Source organism: Paracraurococcus ruber, from assembly GCF_004353985.1.
Taxonomy (GTDB): domain Bacteria; phylum Pseudomonadota; class Alphaproteobacteria; order Acetobacterales; family Acetobacteraceae; genus Paracraurococcus; species Paracraurococcus ruber.
Genome location: NZ_SMOA01000010.1, coordinates 24,382 through 48,800 on the forward strand (window position 1 = coordinate 24,382; position 24,419 = coordinate 48,800).

Below are 24,419 nucleotides of genomic sequence, written 5' to 3' on the forward strand. Positions count from 1 at the left end.
AGACCAGGCGGCGCGCCCTCGCGCGCCGTCCACCCCTTCTGCGTCCTTCTCGGAAGCCCAGCGATGCCCGACAGCACCATCACCATCCCCGCGGATCTCCGGCGCGACCTCGCGGTCCACTCCATCCGCAGCACGATCGTGGATGTGCCGACGGTGCGCCGCCACAAGCTCTCCAATACCTCGGTCACGGCGCAGAGCTACGTCATCGTCGAGCTGCGCCTGGCCAATGGCGCAACCGGCATCGGGGAGGCTGCGACGCTCGGCGGCCCGCGCTGGAGCGAGGAGAGCGTCGAGGCGATCAAGGCCAATATCGATACCTATCTCGCCCCCGCCCTCATCGGCCTGCCGGCCGACCGGTTCGGGGTGGCGGGCGCCCGCATGGATGCGGCGGCGAAGCGCAACAACGCCGCCAAGGCGGCGATCGAGACCGCGCTGTTCGATGCGGTCGGCAAGACCCTGGGCGTACCGGTCGCCCTGCTGCTGGGCGGCAAGGTGCGGGACAGCGTGCCGGTGCTCTGGACCCTCGCTTCCGGCGACCCGGTTCAGGAGATCGAGGAGGCAGAGTGCAAGCTCGCAGCGCGGCTGCACGACACCTTCAAGGTGAAGATCGGCGCGCAGGCGCCGGCGGCCGACCTGGCCCGGCTGCGCCGCCTTGCGGCAGCGCTGGGCGGCCGAGCGACGCTGATCGTCGATGCCAACCAGGCATGGGACGAGACGACCGCGGCCCGCTGCCTGCCGCAGCTCGCCGAGATCGGGATCGCGCTGGTCGAGCAGCCGGTACCGGCCTGGAACATCGCGGCCATGGCGCGCCTGCGGGCGCGACCCGGAACTCCGCCGCTGCTGGCCGACGAATGCGTCTTCGACGCGCATGACATGCTGGCGGTGGCGAACGTCGCCGCTGCCGACGCGGTGTCGCTCAAGCTGGTCAAGCATGCGGGCCTGCTCGGCCTGAAGAAGGTCGCCGCGGTGGCCGAGGCGGCGGGCATTGCGCTCTATGGGGGCTGCCTGCTGGAAAGTTCGGTCGGCGCCGCCGCCCATCTGCAGGCCTTCGCCGGCTTCCGCGAGCTGGCCTGGGGCTGCGAGCATTTCGGCCCGCAGATCCTGGTCGGCGATCTGGTGGAGGAGCCGCTGCGCTTCGCCGACTTCCAGGTCCATCTGCCGGAGGGCCCGGGCATCGGCGTGCGGCTCGATCACGCCAAGCTGCGCCGCTACGCGCGGGCCTGAGGAGGGAACGATGCTCTACCATGTCCGGATGGATGTGCGCGTGCCGCACGACCTCGACCCCGCCCGCTTCGAGGCACTGAAGGTCGCGGAGAAGGCGCGCGCCGAGGCGCTGCAGCGGGAGGGCACCTGGCGCCACCTGTGGCGCATCGCCGGCGAGTACGCCAATGTCAGCATCTTCGACGTGCCGAACCACGATGCGCTGCACGCCATCCTGTCCACCCTGCCGCTCTTCCCCTTCATGGCGATCACCGTGACGCCGCTGGCGCGGCATCCTTCCGCCATCGGCTGAGCCTGCCCCCACCCATCCGTCGTTTCGGGCCGCCCCTCGTCCGGCAGGGGCGGGCGGCCTTCCGCATGCCTGCCGGCAACCGACCGAGGGAGACCCACGATGCCATCACCGCGCAGCGTCGACATCCAGGAGATCATCGACAGCCAACCCGTCTCGCGCTTCCAGGGGCTCGTCATCGCGCTCTGCTTCCTGGTGGTGGCGATCGACGGCTTCGACACCGCCGCCATCGGCTTCATCGCCCCGGCACTGCGGGCCGAATGGGGCGTGACGCCGGCGCAGCTTGCGCCGCTCTTCGCCGCCGGGCTGTTCGGCCTGATGGTCGGCGCCTTCGTCTTCGGCCCCCTGGCCGACAAGGCCGGACGCAAGCCGGTGCTGATCGCCACCACGGCCTTCTTCGGCGCCGCCACCATCGCCTCGGCCTTCGCGCCGAACATCGAATGGCTGGTCGCGCTGCGCTTCGTCACCGGCATCGGCCTCGGCGGCGCCATGCCGGCGGCCATCACCCTCACCGCCGAATTCTGCCCGGAGCGCAGGCGGTCCAGCCTGGTGACGCTGATGTTCTGCGGCTTCACCATCGGTTCCGCCGCCGCCGGCCTCGCCGCTTCCCATATCGTCGGGGCGTTCGGCTGGCACGGGCTGCTGGTGCTGGGGGGCGTGCTGCCGCTGCTGCTGGTGCCGGCGCTGCTCGTCCTGCTGCCGGAAAGCCCGCGCTACCTCGCGCTGCGCGACGCGCCGGCGGACCGGATCGCCGCCGTGCTGCGCCGCGTCGCACCGGCAGCGCCGCTCGAAGGCGTGCGCTTCACCGGCGTGCGGAAGGCGAAGGGGTCGCCGATGCTGCAGCTCTTCCAGGGCGGCTTGGCCACCGGCACGCTGCTGATCTGGACGACCTTCTTCATGAGCCTGCTGGTCTTCTACCTGCTGTCCAGCTGGCTGCCGACGCTGATCACCACCGCGGGCTTCTCGCTGAAGCACGCCTCGCTGATGGCGGCCACGCTGGCCACCGGCGGCACCATCGGCGCCGTCGTCATCGGCCGGCTGATGGACCGCTTCGACCCGCACCGGGTCCTGGCCGGCGCCTATCTGCTCGCCGGCGGCTTCGTCGTCCTGCTCGGCGGCGCCACGGCGCAGCCCTGGCTGCTGGTCTTCGCCATCTTCGGCGCGGGCTTCGGCGTCGCCGGCGCGCAGGTCGGGGTGAATGCCCTGGCCGCGGCCTACTACCCGACCGCCAGCCGTGCCACCGGCGTCTCCTGGGCCAATGCGGTGGGCCGCACCGGCTCGGTGCTAGGCTCGATGGTCGGCGGCGTGCTGCTCTCGCTGGGCTGGGACCTTTCCACCGTCTTCACGGTGGCCGCCGTGCCGGCCTTCCTCGCTGCGCTGGCGATGCTCGCCAAGGGCTTCGTGCGCGGGCCATTGCCCGCCGCGGTGCCCGTGGCGGCGGAATAACGACGCAGCAACGGGGCACGGGCGCCGCCCGTGCCCCATCGAGCCCAAGGGAGAACAGCATGGCAGACCCCTGCATCATCGCGGTTGCGATCACCGGCTCCGTGCCGCGCAAGAAGGACAACCCCGCCCTGCCGGTCACCGTGGCGGAGCAGGTCGAGAGCACCCACGCCGCCTGCGAGGCCGGCGCCAGCCTGGTGCATGTCCATGTCCGCAACGCGGACGAGACGCCGAGCAGCGACTCCGACAAGTTCGCCGCCTTCCTGGACGGGATCCGCCGGCACTGTCCCGGCATCATCGTCCAGTTCTCGACCGGCGGTCGTGGCCGGGCGCTGGAGCAGCGCGGCGCGATGCTGCATCTGCGGCCCGACATGGCGAGCCTGGCGACGGGCAGCGTCAACTTCCCGACCACCGTCTACGAGAACCCGCCAGACTTCGTCCGCAGCCTGGCCGGCAGCATGCGCGACCTTGGCATCAAGCCGGAGATCGAGATCTTCGACCTGGCGATGCTGACCAATACCCGCATCCTGGTCGAGGAAGGGCTGATCCTGCCGCCGCCGCATGTGCAGTTCGTCTTCGGCGTGAAGCATGCCTTGCCATCGCGCGAGGACATCCTCGACTTCGAGTTGAAGCTGATGCGCGAGATCCTGCCCGGCGCCACCTGGACGGCAGCGGGCATCGGCCGGGATCAGTTCTCCGTCGCCCGTGCGGCACTGGCCAGGGGCGGCCATGTCCGGACCGGGCTCGAGGACAACATCCGCCTGGATCGGCATACCCTGGCGCCGTCCAACGCCGCGCTGGTGCGTCGCACGGCGGAACTGGTTGCCGAGGCTGGGCGGCGTGTCGCCGATGTGGCCACGGCGCGCCGCATCCTTGGCCTACCGCCCGTGGCGGCTCGGATGGCGGCGTGATGTTGCGGCCCGGGTGGCGGCGCAGCGCCCAGGCCCTGGCGGCGTGCCTTTCTGGCCGCCGAACCATATTGGGCGGCATCAAGGTGCCCGGGGAGCCACGCGTGCCGGCTCGACTGTTGTTCCGCCATCCCGGGGCGACGGTGGAGATCGTGGCGCAGCACCATGATACGCATGGTCCAATCCGCCCAGAAGGGCTTGCCAGGCGGCGAGACGGGCGGGGCGCGATGCATGCTTGCCGAAGCGGCCAAGCGTCGAAGCACGACATGGCAGCCAGCCGGGATCTGGCGGCAGGCGCGACCATGTACCCAAGTGCCGAGCGGGCATACGGAATGCAGCCGAAGCGCCTCGCCTCGGCGAGGTCACCGAGGATAGTTGGGGCCGTGGGGCCCAGGTCGGTGATGCCGGCCAACGAGGCCTCATGGTCGGGCGAACGACGCGCCGCCGCATGACCGCACTACCGCCTTCTGCGCCGTGAGCCGGTCAGGGGTCAGCCGGGACGCGTACTGCATATTGGTTCGCCCCGCTTGCCGGGTTTGTCGAAGCGAGTCGCGGAAACCAGAGTGTTCGTTACCTTGGCAAGATTCATCGCGGACATGGCAGCCTCGGCTGCGCGCCCATACGGCCACCGGCACCTTCGGGACGCGCAGGTCCAACATAAGTATGCTGACGGCCGCCGCCTGGGCCAGCCGGGGTCGGGCGGGTTGCAGGCCCTGTGCCTTGGCGCTGGCATCTCGCACGCTCGTGGGCGGGACTGCGCTCATCGTCCAGATCACGAGCCGCATCCGGTGAAGGGCGTCGGGGGTGACAGGCTGGGCGTGCTTGTCCCAGCCAGCGGTCTCCGGTCTCGTGCGGTCCGCAAGGCGGGAGGCTTGCGACCAGGTGCGCAGCGGAGAGAACGCGCGCGCTATTCTGTCCCAGCCTTGCCATCCCGTGCCTTGTTGGGAAGCTGGCCGACCGGCTTCACCTCGACCGGTGCCACACCGTCGTGGCGCATGCCAAGCTCATCGGCCGTCCTGGGCGAAAGGTCGATGACCCGGCCCTGGACATAGGGACCTCGGTCCTCGATCACGACACGGCGGGTTTCACCGGTTTCCCGGTTCGTCACATCCGCCACGGTGCCGAGCGGCAGGGTCTTGCTGGCGGCCGCGTTGGACTGCGGGTCGAAGCGGTCGCCATTCGCCATGGGGCGGCCTTCAAACCGGTCTGCGTCGTAGTAGGAGCCTTTCCCGCGCTGCACCTGGGGTTCGGCCTGCACTGCCAACGGCAAGCAGGAACCCGCAATCAGACCCACAGCCATGATTACTGCATGCTTCGGCATGCGTGTCATGTCTCGCCTCCGCCATCGCTGATCGCGGCAGAAGACGCGATCACGCCAACATCGTTGCAGCGACCCGCAATGTCGTGAGGACAACCTCTTCACCACCGACCAATGGTCGCTGGTGGACAGTGGATGCCAGCCGGTGGCGTGACGGCGTTTCCCGGGAACCTTCGAGGCGAAGGTGGCATGGACACATACATTGGCTTCGATTCGGCCTGGACCGACAACCAGAAGGCACCCGGCGCCATATGCGCCGTCACCATGGCAAAGGGCCGGGAGGTCGCCTTCGAAAGCCCGCGCCTCGTGTCGTTCGACGGCGCGCGCTCGGCGTTCGAGCGCCTCCGATCGCCTGGCGGCGTGACGCTTCTTGCGATCGATCAGCCGACGATCGTACCCAATGCCACTGGCATGCGGCCGGTCGAGCGCGCGGCCGCCTCATTGGTCAGTTGGCTTGGCGGAGGTGTCCAGCCGTCGAACAGGACGCGAAAGGGCATGTTCTGCGATGCCGCCCCGATCTGGCCATTCCTCGCATCGCTCGGCGCCGTCGAGGACCCGGAGGCCGCCCGGACCGCAACCGCGGGCCACTACGTCATGGAAGTCTTTCCGGCTCTTGCCGTTGCTTCGTTCGACGCCGGCTTCTTTGGGCGCCTCGCCGGCCCCCGATACAACCCAAGCCGCAGGCGGACCTTCCGCCTGAACGACTGGGTCCGCGTTGCCGAAGCGGCCGCGAGAGGCTTTCAGCGTCTTGGTTGCGCCCAGGCGGCGCGCTGGTGCAGCAGCACGGCGCGGCTTCCGGAACCTCGCAAGGCCGATCAGGACCGACTGGATGCGGCGCTTTGCACCCTGATCGCCCTCCATTGGCGCCGACGGCCGCGGGAGGAGTCCATTCTCCTCGGTGATCTGGTGAATGGCTACATGGTTCTACCCGCAAGCACCGAGCTGCGCGACCGTATCGCCGCCGCGGCTGGGCGGATCGGAGTGCCGATCGATCGGGGGGCAAGCTCGGGCCCGGAGAGAGGAAGCGCCCGCGCCGATCCATCGCCAGGGCCAGGCTGATGCCAGGACCCGCGCGACGGGCGTGCGGACCGACGCCTGCCGCACCCCGCGTCGTCGCCATGCCCCGCGCCGTCAGCGCCGGCCCGACTGTCGCCTGGCCGCTGACGCCATTGGCCCGCAGCGAGCTTCGGATGTGAGCACGCGTTCTGCGGACAAGGGATTTCCGATGACGGTGCGCTTGAAAGCGGGGAGGCGGGCCAGCCCAAGGGCGGTGCTGCGCCCGTCGGCGGCGCAGGCGATGCAGCCCTGAAGGATCGAGCGTCAGCCCAGTCCCTGCTGCGGCAGGATGAGGAACTTCTCCCCCGTAGACCGCCGGCAATAGGCTCGCATGATCTCCGGCTGCAGCGCTTCGGCGAGTGAGACTTCGGCGGTGTAGTGGCTGGCGAAGGTCGTCTTCAGCTCGGCGGCGACGCGGGCGCGCAGCCTTGCCTCCGTGGTCGCGCCCAGCTTCTTGAGCGTGGGCATCAGAAGCCAACCCCCCAGTCCCCAGGCGAAGCCGATCGGTCCGCGCTCGAAGGTGGTGGGTCCGGGATCGAGGCGGCCATAGAGATAGACCTGCTTGTGCCGGTCCGAGCCGTAGTGGTTGTAGCCGCTCGCGGCCTGCCGTGCCGCCGCCTCCATCGCCGCCAGGATCTGCCCGGCCAGTGGTCCGCCGCCCACGGCGTCGAAACCCATGGTGGCGCCGGTTTCCGCCAGGGCCGCGGTCAGCGCCGCGGCGAAGTCCGGTGCGCTGCTGTCCACGACATGGGGGGCGCCCTGGCCGCGCAGCAGCGCCGCCTGCTGTGGGCTGCGCACGATGTTCACCAGGCCAATGCCGTCCGCCAGGCAGATGCGGTTCAACATCTGGCCGAGGTTGGAGGCCGCGGCGGTGTGTACGAGGGCCGTGTGAGCCTCCTGACGCATGGTCTCGACGAAGCCGAGCGCCGTCATGGGATTGACGTACCAGGAAGCACCGTCGCGCGGCCTGGTCCCCGCGGGCAGCACCAGGCAGTCCGCCGCCTTGGCACGGCGGTACTGCGCCCACATCGCCCCGCCAAACACCGCGACCTGTCGCCCGAGCAGATGCGTGGCCTCGGCGCCGGCGCGCAGCACGGTGCCGGCGCCTTCATTGCCCACGGGAAGCGAGGCATCGAGCCGGGCGGCGATGGCCGACAGCGCCGCCGCCGGCACGTGCGCGCGCACCACCGGCCGTGCCGCTGTCCCGGCAAACTCGGCCGTGTCGAGCGCGGCCGGGCCGAGCAGCACGCCGATGTCCGAGGGATTGATCGGCGTCGCCTCGACCCGCACGACGATCTCGTCGGGCGCAGGTTCGGGCACTGCGGCTTCCTGCAGGGAGAGTTCCAGCACGCCATCCCCGCCGATGCGCGAGCGCAGTTCCAGCCCGCGCAGTCCGTTGCCGTCCATGTCGCCTTCCCCGTGATGCGCCGATGATTCCGCCCGCCATGGCCGGAGCGTCAGTAGGTGCCAGCCTTCACCGGCTGCGGCGCGGGCGGCACCGCCGCCTCACCCGTCAGCATCGCCCGCATGCCCGCGCCGTTGGTGCGCCACCAGTTGTAGAGGATCCGCACGTCCCAGCCGATGCAGAAATGCTTCACCCCCATCTCCAGGTAGGGTTTCGCGCCGGCGATGTCGGCCAGTTCCACGCGCGGGTGCTTGCCCATCCGCAGCGCCGTCTCGATGGTCCGGCGTTCGGCCTGCACCACGTCGGGATGCGAGCGCTGGCCGGTAAGCCCGAGGCTCATCGAGTAGTCGGAGGATCCGAACTGCACCATGTCGATGCCCGGGGCCGACAGAATCGCCTCCAGGTCCTCCACGCATTCGCGCTTCTCGACCATGATGGCGATCACCACCTCGTTCAGGGCATCGACATAGGCCGGCGAGCCGCCCTCCAGCACCGTGCCGACATCGCGCCGCATGCCGACGCCCAGCCGGCCGCCGGTGCCGGGCGTTTCGGCGCGCACCGCGGCGACGCAGGCCTCGGCATCCGCCACCGTCCGGATATCGGCGAAGAGCACGCTCTGGAACCCGGAGCCGATCGCCCGCATCGCCTGGTGCGTGTACTGCTTCTGCTCGACCTTGATCATGCCGCCGAGATTCTTCAGCTCGAAGGCGCGGCCGAGGTTGTCGAGGTCGTGCATGGTGAAGGGCGCGTACTCGGCGGTGAACTCGACATAGTCGTAGTTCGCGGCATCGCCGATCAGCTCCACCAGGGTGGGCCAGCACGACAGGATATGCGTGCCGATCGTCGGCTCACCGGCATCCAGCTTCTGGCGCAGGCGGTTGGGGCGCATGGTCTCGTTTCCTCCGGCGAAAGGCCTGGTTGGCTGGAGTGTCGTCCGGCCCGCGGGTTGGCGCAACCGCGGCGGCGCCCGGCAAAGCTTGCTTGTGGGGGACGGGGCCGGTCGCCCATGATGGCAGGACCAAGGGGAGCGAGATGCGCCATGAACGAAATGGCCCGGCCGGCGACGGCTGCAACAGGCCTCTCCCGCGCGGAGCATGCCGCGGGAATGGCCGCCTACCAGGCTGCGGGTGAGCGGTTGGCGGCGGAGTTCGGCAATCGCGGGCCGCTGCGGCTGGCCGAGGACGGGTCGCTGCATCCCGACATCCAGGCCGCGTATTGGCGCCACGGCTACTACATCTTCGAAGGCGTGATCGACGCCGCCGAGGTCGAGGCCTTGCGCGCCGACGCGCAGGCGATGCTGGCGCGCGCGCCGGTGGGGCCGGAGGCGAAGGTCGACGCGCAGGGGCGTCCCGCGCTTGGCCTGGACTATGCGCGCTTCCCCTATCGCTACACCAGGCCGCTGGCGGATCCTTGGGGCGGCACGCAGCTGCTCGGCGGGCGCCATCCCGCGCAGATGAGCCAGCCGGTGCCGGATGCGGACGCGCCGGAGCACGTCGTGTTCCTGATGTATGCCATGTGCCAGGCGATGCCCTCCGGCCTGCGGCTGTATGGGCACCCGAAGCTGCTTGCCGCGGCGCAGTCGATCAACGGGCCCGACTTCGTGCCCTTCAACGATGCCATCTTCGTCAAGCAGCCCGGACTGGGCGGATCCGTCGCCTGGCACCAGGACGGCGTGACGCACTGGAATTCACCCGACTGGGATGAGGGCATCCACGGCTTCAACTACCAGGTGCAGCTCTACCCGACGACGCCGGCCAATGGCCTCTGGGTGATCCCGGGCTCCCACAAGCTGGGCAAGGCGGACATCAAGGCCATGGTGGCGGCCAATGGCGGCAGCGAGCAGCTGCCGGGCGCGGTGCCGTTGGTCTGCAAGGCGGGCGACGTGACCATGGTGAACCGCCAGGCCGTGCACGGGTCCTTTGCGAACAGCTCGCCCGATATCCGCATCTCGCTGACCTTCGGCTTCCATCGGCGCCGATCCGTGCTGGGCCAGAAGGCGGCGCTGTCGATCGCGGAGACACATGCGGTCTACGACGAGCAGCGCATCTTCGACCGTGCCGCGGTGATCCAGGTTGCCATCGACGCACGGCACCAGGCATTCCCCGCCGAGCCGGTGTTCCGATACCAGCCTTTCATCGGGCTCGAGGATCGGTTCCGCTTCACGCCGGAGACATTCGAGCGGGTGATCCGCGACTACAACACAAAGGATCTCGCCATCTGACGCAGGCGACATCCAGCCGGACTGCCGCATCGGTGCCGCGGCGTCTCCCTTGCTGCCTAGGCCAGCCCCGGGCGGCGCCGGCAGACGATGCGCCTGCCGGCGGCCGGCCGACTTCGCCGGCGGCTGGCTCCAGCCGCGCCCGTGCGTTCGACAGGCGCAAGGCCCGGACATGCGGAAGCATTCGCGCAACGGCATTCGCTTGCGGCCGGGATGGGCTTGGGCACCATGGCAGGCCAGGCGAGCGGCACCAGCGATCGGCGGCAGGCCAGGCGGCTGCGCCAAGGCCGGCAAGCCCCGGGGAGACACGATGCGCATCGAGATACTCTGCACCGGCGACGAGATCCTGACCGGCAAGACGATCAACACGAATTACAGCCATATCGCCCAGCGCCTGGGCGATGCCGGGCTGGAGGTATGCTGGGGCACCACGGTCGGCGACGACCGCGCCAGCCTCCTGTCGGCCTTCCGCCTGGCGGCCACGCGGGCCGATGCGGTGATCGTCAATGGCGGCCTCGGCCCGACGGTCGATGACCTGTCGCAGCAGGTGGCGGCGGAGGCAGCCGGCGTGCCTCTTGTGCTGAACGAGCCATGGCTGGCGCGCATGGAGGCGTTCTATGCGCGCCGCAACCGGCCGATGCCGCCGAACAACCGCAAGCAGGCGATGCTGCCGGCGGGCGCCGAGTTCGTCGACAACCCGATCGGCACGGCCTGCGGCTTCGCTGTCATCATAGCGGGCACCCGCTTCTACTTCACCCCCGGCGTGCCGCGCGAGATGCGGCGGATGCTGGACGAGCAGGTCCTGCCGCGGCTCCTGGCCAGCGCCGGCCTGCAAGGGGTGACCCGCCTGAAGCGCTTTCACTCCTTCGGCATCGGCGAATCGCGTGCCGACGAGATGCTGGCGGGCATCGAGGCCCTGGCGCCCGGCGGAGGCGTCAAGCTGGGCTTCCAGGCCCACTACCCCGAGCTTGAGACCAAGCTCGCGGTGCGCGCCGCCGACAGGGATGACCTCGACCGCAAGCTGGCACCCATCGAAGCCGAGGTCCGACGGCGGCTGGGCAGCTTCATCGTGGCCGAGGATGACCAGACCCTTGAGGCGGTGGTGCTGGGCGCGTTGCGCGCGCGCGGCGGATCGCTGGCGCTCGCCGAGACCTTCACCGGCGGCGCTATCGCCTCTCGATTGCTGCAGGTGGAGGGCGCGGACGACATCGTCCGACGAGGCCTGGTCAGCCGCGACGCCGCGGCGCTGGCGGCCGCCGTCGATGGCGCGGCGCGGGAGGCCTCGCCGGCGACGGCTCTGGAGGTCTGCCTGGCCTTGCAGCAGCAGAGCGGCGCGACGCATGTCCTTGCCGTGCTGGTCACGATGGAGGGGGGCAGGGAAGCCGGGGATATCGGCGGCGCCATCACCATTGGCCTGGTCGGCCCCGAGGCCAGGATCATGCGGGAGGCACGGCTGGTCGGAGGCCGTGAATGGGTGCGCCTCGGTGCTGGCGAGATGGCGCTCGATACCTTGCGCCGCCACCTGCTCGGCCTCCCGACCGACGAGCGGCTGGACTTCGAGCGGCGTTGAGGGCTGCTGGGCTCGAAGACACCGGCCTTCGGTCCCGGCCCTGGCGGGCGACGGGCATGCGGCACCGTCGCCCCCTTGGGGCCGGTGGGAAGGTTCCCCTGCACCCGCGGATCGGCAGGGCCGTCGATTCACTCAGTCGAGGGCGCCGCACGGGCACAAAGGCCGTGCCAGAACCGCTAGCCGCGCCCTGACGGCGAAATCAGCCGACCCTCAAGATCCGGCATCTTTCGTGCGTTACGGAAAGATGGTCAGGCCTGCGTTCCGTCCCTGCACCGTCAGGATCGCGGCGGAGAGCGGCCGGGAGGATCGGCTTCCGCACACTGCGCCGACCCGGAGAGACAGATCTTGAGCGGTCCCACCGGCGCCGCGGTGGGAACCCGGGAACGAAAGCTCTAAACGATTTCCCTGTCCGACCGCGATGGCTGACCTCACGCGGTGGCTGAGGACGTCGGCAAGGGAATGCGATCGGCGTCCTTGATGGTCACCATGCGGCCGGCCTCCTCGTCCCACAGCAGGTGGTCGGGCGCCGAGAAGGCTTCGCGCAGCGTGACGACGCGCACGGTGGCGAAGGCTGGGTGCGCCTCGTGGCAGGCCTCCAGCAGGTAGTTCGGGATCCGCGGCGCGAGGTGGTGCACGTGGTGGAAGCCGAGGCTCGCCGTCACCCACCGCAGCACCGCCGGCAGTTGCAGGTAGGAACTGCCGGCGAGCGACGCGGCCACCCGGTCCCAGGCGGCATGGCGCGCCCAGTGCACGCCCTCGAAGCGATGCTGCACCGAGAAGAGCCAGACGCCGGTGATGCTCGCCGGCACCATCACGGCGACCACGCCGGCGACCACCGGCCCGACCCCCAGCACCGTTGCCAGCCCGCCATAGAGGATGACGAGGGACAGGTTGGTCAGGTGCACGCTGCGGTGCTCCCGCCCCCAGCCGAGCGGCGCGTCATAGGGCAGGCGATAGAGCAGGAGGAAGACCAGCGGCGGGAACACCAGCAGCATGAGCAGCGGGTGGCGCAGGATGCGGTAGAGTCGTCGCCGCCCGGGTCCCATTGCGCGGTACTCGGCGACGGTCTCGCAGGTGGAGTAGATGTCGGTGCCACGGTCGCGGCGGTCGAGGTCGTTCCAGACCGCGTGGTGCCCCGCATGCTGCCGCCGCCAGTGCCCGTAGGGCGTGAAGGTGAAGAGCGAGCAGAGCCGCCCCACGAGGTCGTTGGCGCGCGGCGTCGCGAAGAGCGACCCATGCCCGGCGTCATGCTGCAGGGCGAAGACGCGCACGGTCAGCGCTGCCGCCGGCAACGCCAGCGCCAGGGCCCACCACCAGCCCAGGGCGAGGCCGGCCTGCATCGCCGCGAGCACGGCCAGGAGCGGTAGGAAAGTGGTGGCGAGCTGCCATGCGGCGGTGCGCGGCACCGCCCTCTGGAAGCGCTGGGTGACCACCCTCAGCTCCCGCAGGCCGAAGGCGGGACGGGTGGCGTCCGGCGCGGCGTCTGCCGGGCTGGCGGTGCTGGTCGTCTCAGGCATAGGGTCGGCTCTCGAACGGGGTGGGCGTTGCGGCTGCGCCGGGTGGCGGAGACGGGGCGGCCCATCCTGGTGCCGCCCCCTTCCTACCCTGTCTTGGCCAGCCTTCGACGGTCAGCGGCGCGGCGCGGGATCCACTTTGCCGAGCTTCGGCGCCGCGGCGATGCCACCAGCAGCGGCCCTGCGGGTATCATCCACCTCGAGCTCGGTGCGCCGGACCGTGTCGCGCACGGTCTCGACCCGCTCCTCGGTGTCCTTGCGCAGGGTGATTTCCTCGGTGACGCGGGCCTCCTTGGCGATGACCGCTTCCTCGCCCGTCTCGGTCGCCTCGATCACGCGCTCGCCGAACAACCCAGCATCGGCCGCGGTCGGGGCGCGGTCAACCGGCCGCCGCTCGATGCCCACATGTTCCTCGCGCAGCGACACCTGCTCCTCGACCGGCGTCTCCACCACGTAGCTGCGCACGCGCACGCGGCCACCGTTCACCTCCCGCTTGCCGACCCGCAGCCTCTCCTCGACGAGGTCCATCGTCTCCGCCTCGCCGCCGGCGACGGCACGCCCGGCCGGGGCCGCCAGCGCGGCCGAGGGGGATGGCGTGGAGATGGGCTCGCGGGCGAAGGGCGCCGGTGCCGCTGCGACGCCAGGCAGCGCGCCTTCGGCGGCCGACTCCGTCGTCCGCCAGGCCTGCCGGCGCTGGTCGAGGTCGACGGCGCCGTGCTCTTCGATGATGTCCATGGCCTGCTCGGCGCTGTGCTGCTCCGCCCGCACGGTCAGCAGGAATCCGCCGCGGCGAAGCGCCTCGGCATAGGTGCCGCGGTCCTGATCGGGCATGAACAGGTCCTTCAGGGAGGCCAGGAAGCCGCCTTCCTTCGCCGCGCCCGCTTCCTGCGCGATGACGGTGATGTCGGACTGGCCGAGCCCGGCTTCCGCCACCAGCCGCTCGGCCGCGGTGTCGGCGTCGCCGCGCGTGTCGTACAGGGCGGTCAGGGTCGTCTGGGTCATGCTGGGTCTCCGGTGCCGTCCTCGGGACGGGCTTGATCTTCGGGGCTGCGTGCGGCGGCTCCGGGCAGGCGTTCCACGCTCGCCACCTGGCGGCGCAGCGGGACGGTCTCCTCGACCGTCTCGGTCGTGGCGATGCGGCGGATCCGCAGCTCCTCCTTCAGGACGAGCCGGCGTTCCACCACCAGGATCTCCTCCAGCACGGGCACGACGAGGACCGCACCGTCCTCCTCCTCCCGCACCGCCGGGGCCGTTGCGACCTCGAGGCCGAGCGTGACGCGCTCGACCTCCATGCGCTCGCCGCGCAACGTCTCCTGCACCAGCGCATCCTCGGTCGCGGTCGAGAGATGGATGCGGACGCGGCCGGTCTCGACCGCGCGCCGCGCGACGGCCAGGCGCTCCTCGACCAGCGGGATCGCCGCCCCGGTATCGGCTCTCGGGTCATCCGCCACGCTGGGACATCTCCGGTTCAGGCGCGGCGCCGCTGGGTCGACGGGAAGGCCAGGGGCCCCTCCGGTTCGGCGTCCGGTCTTGGAGGTGGTGACCAACCGGTCCCCCCGGCAGGCGACAAAGCCGGTTAGCCCCTATGCGGAAATGCAGCGTCCCGCCTTCGATCCATGCGGCGTTGGCTGCGCGACCAAACCACTCCGCGAGGCGTCCCCCATGCCATCCGACACGACCGGCACCGTCCAGGCCACCGCCGCCCTGCCCACAGGCGGGCCAGCCCTGCCGTCCCGCATCTCCTGGGGCGCCGTCATTGCCGGCAGCCTCATCGCCGCGGTGATCGCCGCCACGCTCAACATCCTCGGCGCCGCGATCGGCGCCACCACGGTGGATGCCGTCGCGCAGGCCACGCCGGGCGCCGCCCACATGGGCATCGGCGCCGCGATCTGGCTCGTCGTCGCCAACACCCTCGCCCTCGCGGCGGGCGGCTATACGGCGGCGCGGCTGTCCGGCACGGCCGACGACACGGACGGCATCCTGCACGGCCTCGCGGTCTGGGCCGTCGCCTTCCTGGTCTCCGCCGTGCTGATCGGCAACCTGCTCGCGGGCCTCGCCTCCACGGCCACCAGCGCCGCCGGCAGCGTGGTCGGGGGTGCTGCCTCGGCGGTCTCCGGCGTCGCCAGCCAGGTCGTGCCGGATGTCTCGCCGACGGCGCTGGTTGATCGCGCGCGGGACACGCTCCGCGGCACCGGCGGCGATCCGCAGGCGATGAACACCCAGCAGCGCAGCGCCGAGATCACGTCCCTGCTCGGCCGCCGCATCGCGCGCGGCGGCTTCGCCGGCGATGAGCGTGCCCGGCTGGACGCGCTGGTCGCGGCCGAGTTCGGCATCCCGCCGGCCGAAGCCTCGCGCCGTGTTCAGGCGATGGAGACCGAGGCGCAGCGCACCGCGACGGAAGCCGCCGCCCGCGCCCGCCAGGCGGCCGACGCGGCGGCGCGCGCCACTTCGATCGGCGCCTTCGGCACCGTCGCGGCGCTGCTGCTCGGGGCGATTGCGGCGGTGCTCGGCGCCCGCCGCGCCACCCGCGACCGGGTCGCCTTCCTGGCGCCTGGCCTGGTCCGTCGCCCGGCCTGACCGCCTGCCAAGCCGCGGCCTCCTTCGGGGCCGCGGCCGGTGCCGCCTGCACGCCGCCGAACCCGAGCGAGGACTGTGACCGATGGAATTCGATGACAAGGACGCGGCCCTGATCGCGCGGCTGGCGCCCCCGTTGCGCGCCCTGCACGAGGCAAATGGCGGCGACTGGGCGGGTACCCTGCGGGACACCCTGGCCTTGATGCGGGAGACGCACCGGGTCGAGCCGCGCGACGGCTCCGATGCCGGTGACTCCGACACGCCCGACACCCCGCGCGAGGACGACTGACGCGGCTGGCCGACCAGGCCCGGATGTGCCCCCGCCCCGTTGCTTCCCTGTCCTGCCCCTGGCCGGCAATCAGGGCGGCGGGGACGGGCCGTTGCTGGATTGAGACGCTATCCGCTTTTGGCCTGGCCGTCGTCCGCACGGCAGCCTCTCGGCTGTCGTGCGAGAGCGGCGCGTTACCCGGTCCACCCTCGGCCGCCGCCTCTCGCCTCGTTCCAGGGCGGCCTCGGCGCCCGGCTGCTGCACCGCAGGCCGGCAGGACGCCGCAGATCCGGTTGGTGCCGGGCGCCACGGCCAGCGCTGTCCACGGACCGTGTCGGCGAGCTGGACCCGGCGGAGAGAGCGTCCCTGCCACCGGGCCGCCGGAGGCTGAGTGCCCCGTGCTGCCGCGGGGCCGACGCTGCGTTCCGTCATGCGGCGTGTTGGCGACCCGGCGCGTGCAGGCTCGCCCGCGCGACCGGCGCCGCCCGCGGGGCATCGGCCGCGACAGTGTGACGCCGCGTGTCGCCGCCATGGCCCGGATGCCGATGGCGAGATCGGAGCCGAGCTTGGCAAGCAGGGCGCGCTGCGGCGCCGCCATGCCGCGGGTCTCGTCGCATCGGCCCGGCCCGCCTGATCATCCGGCACGACCGGCTTGGGCACCATGCCAAACGCGCCGTCGCTTGCAGCCTGGCTGGAGCGCATCGACGCCGCATCGCCGGCATGCCCGGCGATCGGCAGCGCCGCGAGACCCGGATGGGCGACGCGCCATCGCGGCTGGGACGCTGGACAAGGAAAGCGTCGAGCGAAATGCTGCATCGGGATACAGGCGGGGCCGCGGCGATCCGGTTGCGGGCCATACCGGGCCGCATCGCGGCTTCGCCAGTCTCGACCTTGGGACGACGCAACCTCCGCGCCCGTCGCGTCCTCTCGTCATGGCGAACGCGAAGGACACCACCGTGACCATCATCGTTTCCGTCAAGATCAACGACGGCATCGTCATGGCGGCCGACAGCGCCGGCACCATGGGAAGCGGGCAGGTCTACACCCATGCGAACAAGATCACGAATCTCTGCGAAGGGCTTCCCATCGGGGCCATGTCCACGGGGGCAGGCGGCATCGGCAATGAGTCCGTCGAAACTCTCCTGAAGGATCTGCGGCGGCGCTTCGCCGGGCGCGACCCGGCGCATCCCGACTGGAGCCTCGAAGCCGAGCGCTACACGATGGAGCAGGTGGCCGGACGGCTGCGGACCTTCCTCTTCGAGGAGAAGGCCATGCCCTGCCCGGAGCCGACCAACCTGCAGCTCCGGCTTTGCGGCTACTCCGCCGGCCGGCCGCTCGCCGAGGTCTGGGAGGTCAGCATGAGCGGGCAGGCCTGCCCGCCGCCGCGGCGGATCATGGACGAGACCAGCTTCGGGGTGATGTGGGACGGCCAGTACGAGGCGCTCAACCGGCTGATCCTCGGCCTCGGCTTCGACATCGGCGATGCGCTGGTGAAGCATGGCATGCCGGCGGAGAAAGCCGGCACGCTGCAGGAGGAGCTGGTCCGGGAGCTCTATGCGACGCTCTCGGTCCCCGCCATGCCGATCCAGGACGCGATCGACCTGGCGCGCTACCTGGTCGAGACCACGATCGGCTTCGTCCGCTTCGCCGTCTTCCTGCCGAAGAGCGTCGGCGGCGCGGTCGAGATCGCCGCCATCACCAAGCATGAGGGCTTCCGCTGGGTGCAGCGGAAGAGCTTCCACCCTGCCGGAATTCCTCAGGCGGACTGAGGCTGCCCTGGGTCGGCGACGCGGGCGCCCATGCCGCCCTTGCCCGCCGGCCCGCAATGCGTTGCCCGCAGGCGCCACTATGTCCCACATGCTGGCCGCCGCCCGCCCTGGCGGTCCATCCGTGGAGGCCGAATGTTCGATCTTGCCGTCGTCCTGGTTCTGGTGGTGCTGAATGGCGTCTTCGCGCTCTCGGAGCTCGCGGTCGTCTCCTCCCGGCGGAGCCGGCTGCGCGCCATGGCCGAGGCGGGACGCCCCGGCGCCCAGGCGGCCCTGGCGCTCGCCGAGGATCCGGGGCGCTTCCTCTCCACGGTCCAGATCGGCATCACGCTGGTCGGCATCCTCGCCGGCGCCTTCTCGGGCGCGGCGCTCGGCGGGCGCCTCGGCGCCTGGATGACGGCGTTCGGGGTGCCCTCGGGTGTGGCGGAGCCGTTGGGCTTCGGCCTCGTCGTCGCCTTCGTCACCTATCTCTCGATCGTGATAGGCGAGCTGGCGCCCAAGCGCCTCGCGCTCCGCCATGCCGAGACGCTGGCCTGCGCCGTCGCTCCGGCCATGACCGTCGTCTCGCGCGTCGCCACGCCCGCCGGCTGGCTGCTCGATGCCTCGACCGACCTCGTCTTCCGCCTGCTCGGTCGCGCCGAGGCGCCGGAGGAGCGGGTGACCGAGGATGACGTGCGCGCGCTGGTCGCGGAAGCCGAGCGGACCGGGGCCATCGAGGCCGCCGAGCGGCACATGATCGCCGGCGTCCTCAGGCTCGGCAACCGGCCGGTGCGCGGGGTGATGACACCCCGCGGCGAGGTGGATTGGCTCGATGCCGGCGCCGACGACGAGGCGATACGTGCCGTGCTGATGCGGACCGCGCATTCCCGCCTGCCGGTCGGCGAGGGATCGACCGAGGTCATGCTCGGCGTCGCCCAGTCGCGCGAGTTGCTTGCGGCGCTGCTCGCCGGGCGGCGGCTCGACCTCCGGGCCGCGGCGCGCCGAGCCCCGGTGGTGCCCGACACGGCGGATGCGCTCGAGGTGCTCGCCACACTGCGCGCGGCCGAAGTGCCGATGGCGCTCGTCCATGACGAGCATGGCCATTTCGAAGGCATCGTGACGCCGACCGACCTGACCGAGGCGATCATCGGCGCCCTCCGGTCGGACGCGGAGCCGGGCGAGGAGCCGGCTGCGGTGCGCCGCGAGGACGGGTCCTGGCTCCTGGCCGGGTGGATGCCCGCGGACGAAATGGCCGAGCTGGTCGGGATCGCGCTGCCGAAGGAGCGCAGCTACCACACCGCTGCCGGCTTCGTGCTGGCAGCGGCGGGCCACCTGCCGCCGGTCGGCGAGGTGGTGGAGGCGCAAGGCTGGCGCTTCGAGGTGGTGGATCTCGATGGCCGGCGGATCGACAAGCTGTTGGCAACCCCGGTGCGTGCCGCGGTTGCTCTTGTCACGCGGCGGGTCGGCAGCGGCTCACCAGCAGCATGAGCGGCACGGCGGCGAGCGAGCCGGGCCGACGAGCGAGGGGCGGGATCAAGGCGCTGGAGCGGGCGAAGCGCGCGCTGCGCCAGGCCAACGAGATCCAGCGGAAGGCGTCGGCACATCTCGGTCCGCGTGCTGATTGGTGACGCGCCCAGATCCTGATTGAGCTGAGCTGAGCGGCGCGGTTCGGCAGGCCGCGTCATCGGACCACGTCCCTGCTGGCCATGCCCGCACTGGGGAGAGACCCTCCATGCCTCGGAGAGGGCGCGGGCGGGTTCGCCTGGCGGCTGACGGACAGCCCCATGGCCGACAAGACCGCCTTGCCCAAGAATTGGGGGGCATTGAGCGGCAGCTTGGCGGGCGCTGCCGGATGACGGGGAAGGCCGGATGCCGTGATCCGTCTCGTGGGCAATCCGGTGCGGACCGTGCCTGTCCGCGAAGGCGCACCGGACCCGAGGCAAGGCTGGCCGGATGGCCATGGCCTTGCCCTTTCCCCAATCCCAAGGCCGCGCGCTGCCAGCCGCAGCGCAGCATGTCGTTGCTTGTATGAAAAGGAGACATTAAGTATTTTTTACGCTGCCGGTGCGGACCGGATCCACGCCACGGGGGCAGCATGGCGATCAGTCTCACCGGCCTGGCCGGGTCCGTCACCTTCGCGGAGAACACGGTCAACGCCGCGCCGCAGGTGATCGATGGCAGCATTGCCGTCACCTACACCGGCGCCTCGCGCGCCACCGGCCTCATCATCTCCGGCCTGCTGGCGGAGGACCGCGTCGCCCTGCAGCACCAGGGCGCCGGGGCGGGGCAGGTCGGGCTGGCAGTCGTAGGCGGCGTCACCTTCGTCAGCCTCGGCGGCGCACTCGTCGGCACCGCCAGCGGCGGCGTCGGCGCCACCTTCACCGTGAACCTGGGCGCCGGCGTCACCGCCGCGCAACTGGACGCCGTGGTGCAGGCGCTGACCTACGCGAATATCTCGAACGCCCCGGCCGCCACGCGCAGCCTGACCCTGAGCGTCGTCGATCCCGCGGCTGCCGACTTCAGCCAGGCCGTGACGGTGAGCGTGACGGCGGAGAACGACCCGCCCGCCATCACCTCTCCCGCCACGGCGACGGTCGCCGAGACCATTACCGGCATCGCCTATCAGGCGACCGCGGTGGACCCGGATGCGTCGCCCGTCTTCGCCTGGTCGCTCTCCGGCCCCGATGCGGCGCTGTTCACCATCGACGCGACCGGCGCGGTCCGCTTCCGCACGCCGCCGAATTTCGAGGCGCCGGCCGACGCCTTCGCCGACAATCTCTACAAGATCTCCGTCACGGTCAGCGATAGCACGGCCACCGATTCCCTGCCCGTGGACATCATTGTCACCGATGTCCGCGAGCTTCCGGCGCTGACCGGCCTGCCGACCGCGCCGGCCTTCGGGGAGAACACGGTCAACGCGGCGCCGCAACCATTGCTGCCGAATGCCATCCTCGGCGCCGGCGACGGCATGGCCGGCGGGCGGCTGAACATCGCGGGGCTGCTGCCGGAGGACCGGATCTCCCTCCTCAACCAGGGCAACGGTGCCGGGCAGGTCGGCTTCGACGGCAGCGCCGTCCGCTTCGGCGGCACGGTGATCGGCAGCGCGACAGGCGGCGTCGGGCTGCCCTTCATCCTGTCCTTCAACGACAAGGCGACGCCGGCGGCGGCGCAGGCGGTGCTGCGCGCGCTGACCTATGCCGATGTCAGCGACACGCCGGCGCCGACGCGCAGCCTGACGCTGGTGGTGACCGACACGAAGGGCCAGAAGACCGGCGCGCCCGTCACGCCGGCCTTCGGCACGCCAGTCAGCACCCTTGCGCTGTTCGGGTTCAGCGCGCCGGCGCTGCAGGATATCGACGGCGACGGCAGGCCCGACCTCGTCGCCGGCAACAGCGGCGGCGGGGTGACCTACCTTCGCAATACCGGCGCCGGCTTCGCGGCCGTCACGCCCGATCCCTTCGCCGCCGTCAGCGGGCCCTTGAACAGCACGCCGGCCTTCGGCGACCTCGACGGCGACGGACGGCCGGACCTCGTCCTCGGCAACCGGGACGGGACGCTGGCGGCTTGGCGCAACACGGTCGAGGGCTTCCGCCTCTTCCCCACCAACCCCTTCGCCACGATCAATGTCGGCGCCAACAGCGTGCCGGCGCTCGGCGACATCGACGGCGATGGCCGGGTCGACCTCGTCCTCGGCAGGAATGACGGCACGCTGGATGTCTGGCGCAACACCGGCGCGGGCTTCGCCGCCCTCAGTCCCAACCCGCTCGCCGGCATCGATGTCGGCCTCTTCAGCGCGCCGGCGCTCGGCGATCTCGATGGCGATGGCCGGCTGGACCTGGTCGTCGGCGCCCGGGACGGGTCGCTGGCGGCCTGGCGCAACACCGGCACCAGCTTCATCCCCTTCACCACGAACCCTGTCGCCGGCATCGGCAATGGCGAGGGCTTCGCCACCGTGGCGCTGGGCGACGTGGATGGGGACGGGCAATCGGACCTGCTGGTCGGCAGCCCTTCCGGCGCGACGTCGATCCGGCGTGGCACCGCCGCCCTTCCGACCCTCACCGTCACCGTCACGCCGCAGAACGACCCGCCGGTCATCACCTCCGGCGCCGCCGCGCCATTCACTGAGAACGACACCGGCATCGCCTACCAGGCCATAGCCACCGACCCGGACGGGACGACGAGCTTCGCCTGGTCGCTCGGCGGGCCCGATGCGGCGCGTTTCACCATCGACTCCCAGGGTGCCGTCCGCTTCCGGGCGGCGCCGGACTACGAGGCGCCGCAGGACCAGGGCGGCGACAATGTCTACGACATCACCGTCATCGCGTCGGACGGCGTCGCCACCGGGTCCAAGGCGTTGGCGATCGCGGTCGGGAACCTGCCGGAGGTGCCGGTCCTGACCGGCTTCGGTCTCTTCGCCGCCTTCGCCGAAGCGGAGGTCAACGCCGCGCCGCGCCTGCTCGACCCCGCCGTGACCTTCACCCGGGGCGATACGCTGGCCGGCGCGCGGGTGACCATCGCCGGCCTGCTGCCGGAGGACCGGGTGACGATCCTGCCCGAGGGCAGCGGGCCCGGGCAGATCGGCTTCGACGGCGCCGCCATCCGCTACGGCGACACGGTGATCGGGAACGCCGCGGGCGGCATCGGCGCGCCCTTCTCTGTGCTGCTGAACGGCGCGGCGACGGCGCCGGCGGTGAAGGCGCTGCTCGGCCGCCTCGCCTTCGCCGATGCCAGCGACACGCCAACCCTGTTCCGCACCCTGACGCTCGACCTGGTGCAGGCGAATGGCGGCGCGCTGGGTGGGCCAGGGCGGTTGGCCTTCGGTGCCCTCACCGGCGCCCCCGGCCTCCCGGCGCCGCTGGCCGCCATCAGCCTGCGCACCGCGGGCACGCCGGCGATCGTGGACCTCGACGCGGATGGCCGCGCGGATTTGGTGGTGGGCGGGCTGAGCGGGACGCTGACCGCCTACCGCAACACCGAGATCGGCTTCCGGATCCTGTCCGATGACCTGGTGCCCGGGCTCGGCGACGTCAGGAACAGCGCCCCCGCCTTCGGCGATATCGACGGCGACGGGCTGCCCGACCTGGTAGTGGGCTCGAAGACCGGCGACCTCTTGGCCTGGCGCAACACCGGCGCTGGCTATCAGCCCTTCGCCGGCAACCCCTTCGCCACGATCACGACGCCATTCTCCGTCAAGCCGGCGCTGGCCGACCTCAATGGCGACGGGCTGGCGGACCTGGTGGTCGGCGGCCCGGACGGCAAGCTCGCGGTCTATCGCAACTACGGCCCGGCCGTCGGCTTCGCCAGCGACTTCGCGCTGGATGCATTGTTCGCTGGGATCGATGCCGGCGACAACAGTGCGCCGGCGCTGGCCGATCTGGACGGCGATGGGCGGGTTGACCTCGTCATCGGCAATGCCGCGGGCGCGCTCGCCGCCTTCCGCAACACCGGCACCGCCTTCCAGCCTTTCAATCCCGATCCGTTGGTCTCGATCAATCAGGCCCGCGCCGTCATCTTCCTCCCGAATGCCACGCCGGCGCTGGGGGACATCGATGGCGACGGCCGGCCGGATCTGGTGATCGGCGCGGGCAACGGCCTGGTGTCCGGCTTCCGCAACGCCACCCCGCCGGCGACCAGCATCACCGTCGCCGTCGCGCCGTCCAACGACGCGCCGGTCGGTCCCGTGGCGCAGGCACTGGCCGCCGCGCCGGCCAACCTGGCGGTCCGAATCACCGCGGCGGACCTCCTCTCCGGCTGGGCCGATCCGGAGGCCGATGCGGTGTCCGTCCTCGGGCTCGGTCTCGCGCCCGGAAGCAAGGGGAGCCTGGCGCAGCAGGCTGGCGGCTGGCTGTACCAGCCGGAGCGCGGCGACCAGACCGGCGCGAGCTTCCTTCTGGTGTTGACCGACGGGCAGGCCCAGGCGAGCGGCATTGTCTCACTGGACCTGCTGTCCCCGCGGGCGGTCGCCGACGACTTCGCCGGCGACGGTACCGGCGATATCCTGTTCCGCGGCCAGGGCGGCGAGGCGGTGCTGTGGCGGATCGATCACGGCGCGCCGGCCGGCGGCGCCCTGCTCGGCACGCCCGGGCGGGACTGGCAGGTCGCTGGCACAGGCGATGTCGATGGCGATGGCCGGGCCGACATCCTCTGGCGCGGCAGCGACGGCAGCCTGGCCGTCTGGCGCATGGAGGGCTTCACGGTGCTGGGGGTCGATCGCCTGCCGCCGGTCGATGCATCCTGGACGGTGGCCGCCCTTGCCGACCTGACCGGCGATGGCCGCGCCGACATCCTCTGGCGCGCCGCCGATGGCACGGTGGCGGCCTGGCTGCGGGACGGGGCAGCCTTCACCCTGGCGGTGATCGGCAGCGTGGATCCGGCTTGGTCCATCCGCGGCACCGGCGACATCGACGGCGATGGCCGCGCCGACATCCTGTGGCGGACGCCGCTGACCGACACCGTGCTGGCCTGGCGGATGGACGGGGCGACGTTGCTCGGCGCCGACGTGCTGGGGCAGGTGGGGCCGGAGTGGACGCTGGCCGGCACGGGCGACCTGAATGGGGATGGCCGCGCCGACCTGCTCTGGCGCAGCCCGCAGGGCGCGGTGGTGGCCTGGCTGCTGGACGGGCCGGCGGTGACCAGCGCCGGCCTGGTCGGGCAACCCGGCGCGGCTTGGCAGGTGGCGGCGGTCAGCGACTATGACGGCGACGCACGCGCCGACATCCTGTTCCGCAGCGATGTCGGGGCGCTGGCGATCTGGCTGATGGACGGCATCGCGGTTCGCAGCGTCGTCTCACTGCCGGATCCGGGCGCCTACTGGACGGTGGCGTGACGGCGGCGTGTTCGGCAGCACCGGCGGACCAGCCGAAGGGGGTGGCCGGCACGGGCAGGTATGG

At 71.4% G+C, this 24,419-nt stretch carries 18 protein-coding genes and 1 pseudogene; 13 read left to right on the forward strand and 6 right to left on the reverse strand.

Translation table 11 applies throughout. From position 1 onward, the window contains the following. Window positions 1-63: 63 nt before the first annotated feature. The 4 genes from E2C05_RS04205 (at window position 64) to E2C05_RS04220 (ending at window position 3,864) form a co-directional block, all read left to right on the forward strand. Entirely contained in the window at window positions 64-1,224 is a 1,161-nt protein-coding gene (locus E2C05_RS04205) for a muconate/chloromuconate family cycloisomerase (protein WP_133218352.1), read from the forward strand. Window positions 1,225-1,234: 10 nt separating this feature from the next. Then, window positions 1,235-1,513, forward strand: coding sequence for a muconolactone Delta-isomerase (gene catC / locus E2C05_RS04210; protein ID WP_133218353.1), 279 nt, complete (start codon window positions 1,235-1,237; stop codon window positions 1,511-1,513). A gap of 99 nt (window positions 1,514-1,612) precedes the next feature. Continuing rightward, window positions 1,613-2,956, forward strand: coding sequence for an MFS transporter (locus E2C05_RS04215; RefSeq protein WP_133218354.1), 1,344 nt, complete (start codon window positions 1,613-1,615; stop codon window positions 2,954-2,956). Between the two features lie 59 nt (window positions 2,957-3,015). Next, window positions 3,016-3,864: a BKACE family enzyme gene (locus E2C05_RS04220; RefSeq protein ID WP_133218355.1), complete on the forward strand. Its 849-nt coding sequence runs from the start codon at window positions 3,016-3,018 to the stop codon at window positions 3,862-3,864. 904 nt (window positions 3,865-4,768) lie between these two features. Here E2C05_RS04220 and E2C05_RS04225 read toward each other — a convergent pair. Further along, the gene (locus E2C05_RS04225; RefSeq protein WP_133218356.1) at window positions 4,769-5,191 is read right to left on the reverse strand and encodes a septal ring lytic transglycosylase RlpA family protein; all 423 of its coding nucleotides are present in this window, start codon (window positions 5,189-5,191) and stop codon (window positions 4,769-4,771) included. 177 nt (window positions 5,192-5,368) lie between these two features. Between E2C05_RS04225 and E2C05_RS04230 the strand changes: the two genes are divergently transcribed. Beyond that, window positions 5,369-6,238 carry a DUF429 domain-containing protein gene (locus tag E2C05_RS04230; RefSeq protein ID WP_133218357.1) on the forward strand — a complete coding sequence of 290 codons (870 nt, stop codon included), beginning with the start codon at window positions 5,369-5,371 and terminating at the stop codon, window positions 6,236-6,238. A 261-nt stretch (window positions 6,239-6,499) separates the two neighbouring features. Here E2C05_RS04230 and E2C05_RS04235 read toward each other — a convergent pair whose 3' ends face one another. Both E2C05_RS04235 and E2C05_RS32805 read right to left on the reverse strand, forming a co-directional pair. Continuing rightward, window positions 6,500-7,642, reverse strand: a complete 1,143-nt coding sequence (locus tag E2C05_RS04235; RefSeq protein ID WP_133218358.1) for an MDR/zinc-dependent alcohol dehydrogenase-like family protein — start codon at window positions 7,640-7,642, stop codon at window positions 6,500-6,502. 50 nt (window positions 7,643-7,692) lie between these two features. Further along, window positions 7,693-8,529 (reverse strand): HpcH/HpaI aldolase family protein, encoded by an 837-nt coding sequence (locus E2C05_RS32805; protein ID WP_158291943.1) that lies wholly within the window; start codon window positions 8,527-8,529, stop codon window positions 7,693-7,695. Window positions 8,530-8,745: 216 nt separating this feature from the next. Between E2C05_RS32805 and E2C05_RS32810 the strand changes: the two genes are divergently transcribed. Together E2C05_RS32810 and E2C05_RS04245 are read left to right on the forward strand one after the other, a co-directional pair. Next, window positions 8,746-9,861 carry a phytanoyl-CoA dioxygenase family protein gene (locus E2C05_RS32810; protein ID WP_158291944.1) on the forward strand — a complete coding sequence of 372 codons (1,116 nt, stop codon included), beginning with the start codon at window positions 8,746-8,748 and terminating at the stop codon, window positions 9,859-9,861. Window positions 9,862-10,168: 307 nt separating this feature from the next. Beyond that, window positions 10,169-11,428 (forward strand): CinA family nicotinamide mononucleotide deamidase-related protein, encoded by a 1,260-nt coding sequence (locus E2C05_RS04245; protein WP_158291945.1) that lies wholly within the window; start codon window positions 10,169-10,171, stop codon window positions 11,426-11,428. A gap of 428 nt (window positions 11,429-11,856) precedes the next feature. Here the strand turns inward: E2C05_RS04245 and E2C05_RS04250 are convergent, their stop codons facing one another. The 3 genes from E2C05_RS04250 to E2C05_RS04260 all read right to left on the reverse strand — a co-directional run bounded on the left by E2C05_RS04250 (window position 11,857) and on the right by E2C05_RS04260 (window position 14,393). Beyond that, window positions 11,857-12,945, reverse strand: coding sequence for a fatty acid desaturase (locus E2C05_RS04250; protein WP_133218361.1), 1,089 nt, complete (start codon window positions 12,943-12,945; stop codon window positions 11,857-11,859). A 111-nt stretch (window positions 12,946-13,056) separates the two neighbouring features. Then, window positions 13,057-13,944 carry a YsnF/AvaK domain-containing protein gene (locus tag E2C05_RS04255; protein ID WP_133218362.1) on the reverse strand — a complete coding sequence of 296 codons (888 nt, stop codon included), beginning with the start codon at window positions 13,942-13,944 and terminating at the stop codon, window positions 13,057-13,059. Next, window positions 13,941-14,393: a YsnF/AvaK domain-containing protein gene (locus E2C05_RS04260; RefSeq protein ID WP_200305213.1), complete on the reverse strand. Its 453-nt coding sequence runs from the start codon at window positions 14,391-14,393 to the stop codon at window positions 13,941-13,943. The genes E2C05_RS04255 and E2C05_RS04260 overlap by 4 nt, the downstream gene beginning before the upstream one ends. Before the next feature lie 211 nt (window positions 14,394-14,604). Here E2C05_RS04260 and E2C05_RS04265 point away from each other — a divergent pair, with 211 nt between their 5' ends. The 6 genes and pseudogenes from E2C05_RS04265 to E2C05_RS04285 all read left to right on the forward strand — a co-directional run bounded on the left by E2C05_RS04265 (window position 14,605) and on the right by E2C05_RS04285 (window position 24,355). Next, window positions 14,605-15,519: a hypothetical protein gene (locus E2C05_RS04265; protein WP_133218363.1), complete on the forward strand. Its 915-nt coding sequence runs from the start codon at window positions 14,605-14,607 to the stop codon at window positions 15,517-15,519. 82 nt (window positions 15,520-15,601) lie between these two features. Continuing rightward, window positions 15,602-15,805, forward strand: coding sequence for a hypothetical protein (locus tag E2C05_RS04270; protein ID WP_133218364.1), 204 nt, complete (start codon window positions 15,602-15,604; stop codon window positions 15,803-15,805). A 911-nt stretch (window positions 15,806-16,716) separates the two neighbouring features. Further along, window positions 16,717-17,553 (forward strand): hypothetical protein, encoded by an 837-nt coding sequence (locus E2C05_RS04275; protein ID WP_133218365.1) that lies wholly within the window; start codon window positions 16,717-16,719, stop codon window positions 17,551-17,553. A gap of 132 nt (window positions 17,554-17,685) precedes the next feature. Next, window positions 17,686-19,017, forward strand: a complete 1,332-nt coding sequence (locus tag E2C05_RS04280; RefSeq protein WP_133218366.1) for a hemolysin family protein — start codon at window positions 17,686-17,688, stop codon at window positions 19,015-19,017. Continuing rightward, a pseudogene (locus E2C05_RS34515) lies at window positions 19,007-19,142 on the forward strand (IS3 family transposase); the annotation flags it as partial. The gene E2C05_RS04280 and the pseudogene E2C05_RS34515, both read left to right, overlap by 11 nt. A gap of 482 nt (window positions 19,143-19,624) precedes the next feature. Next, window positions 19,625-24,355, forward strand: coding sequence for an FG-GAP-like repeat-containing protein (locus tag E2C05_RS04285; protein WP_133218367.1), 4,731 nt, complete (start codon window positions 19,625-19,627; stop codon window positions 24,353-24,355). Window positions 24,356-24,419: the final 64 nt, after the last annotated feature.

What these genes read in the sequence shown, in the direction of transcription:
- E2C05_RS04205 (WP_133218352.1), top strand. Translation starts at nt 64, where the DNA reads ATGCCCGACAGCACCATCACCATCCCCGCGGATCTCCGGCGCGACCTC.
- catC (WP_133218353.1), top strand. Translation starts at nt 1,235, where the DNA reads ATGCTCTACCATGTCCGGATGGATGTGCGCGTGCCGCACGACCTCGAC.
- E2C05_RS04215 (WP_133218354.1), top strand. Translation starts at nt 1,613, where the DNA reads ATGCCATCACCGCGCAGCGTCGACATCCAGGAGATCATCGACAGCCAA.
- E2C05_RS04220 (WP_133218355.1), top strand. Translation starts at nt 3,016, where the DNA reads ATGGCAGACCCCTGCATCATCGCGGTTGCGATCACCGGCTCCGTGCCG.
- E2C05_RS04225 (WP_133218356.1), bottom strand. Translation starts at nt 5,191, where the DNA reads ATGACACGCATGCCGAAGCATGCAGTAATCATGGCTGTGGGTCTGATT.
- E2C05_RS04230 (WP_133218357.1), top strand. Translation starts at nt 5,369, where the DNA reads ATGGACACATACATTGGCTTCGATTCGGCCTGGACCGACAACCAGAAG.
- E2C05_RS04235 (WP_133218358.1), bottom strand. Translation starts at nt 7,642, where the DNA reads ATGGACGGCAACGGACTGCGCGGGCTGGAACTGCGCTCGCGCATCGGC.
- E2C05_RS32805 (WP_158291943.1), bottom strand. Translation starts at nt 8,529, where the DNA reads ATGCGCCCCAACCGCCTGCGCCAGAAGCTGGATGCCGGTGAGCCGACG.
- E2C05_RS32810 (WP_158291944.1), top strand. Translation starts at nt 8,746, where the DNA reads ATGGCCGCCTACCAGGCTGCGGGTGAGCGGTTGGCGGCGGAGTTCGGC.
- E2C05_RS04245 (WP_158291945.1), top strand. Translation starts at nt 10,169, where the DNA reads ATGCGCATCGAGATACTCTGCACCGGCGACGAGATCCTGACCGGCAAG.
- E2C05_RS04250 (WP_133218361.1), bottom strand. Translation starts at nt 12,945, where the DNA reads ATGCCTGAGACGACCAGCACCGCCAGCCCGGCAGACGCCGCGCCGGAC.
- E2C05_RS04255 (WP_133218362.1), bottom strand. Translation starts at nt 13,944, where the DNA reads ATGACCCAGACGACCCTGACCGCCCTGTACGACACGCGCGGCGACGCC.
- E2C05_RS04265 (WP_133218363.1), top strand. Translation starts at nt 14,605, where the DNA reads ATGCCATCCGACACGACCGGCACCGTCCAGGCCACCGCCGCCCTGCCC.
- E2C05_RS04270 (WP_133218364.1), top strand. Translation starts at nt 15,602, where the DNA reads ATGGAATTCGATGACAAGGACGCGGCCCTGATCGCGCGGCTGGCGCCC.
- E2C05_RS04275 (WP_133218365.1), top strand. Translation starts at nt 16,717, where the DNA reads ATGGCGAACGCGAAGGACACCACCGTGACCATCATCGTTTCCGTCAAG.
- E2C05_RS04280 (WP_133218366.1), top strand. Translation starts at nt 17,686, where the DNA reads ATGTTCGATCTTGCCGTCGTCCTGGTTCTGGTGGTGCTGAATGGCGTC.
- E2C05_RS04285 (WP_133218367.1), top strand. Translation starts at nt 19,625, where the DNA reads ATGGCGATCAGTCTCACCGGCCTGGCCGGGTCCGTCACCTTCGCGGAG.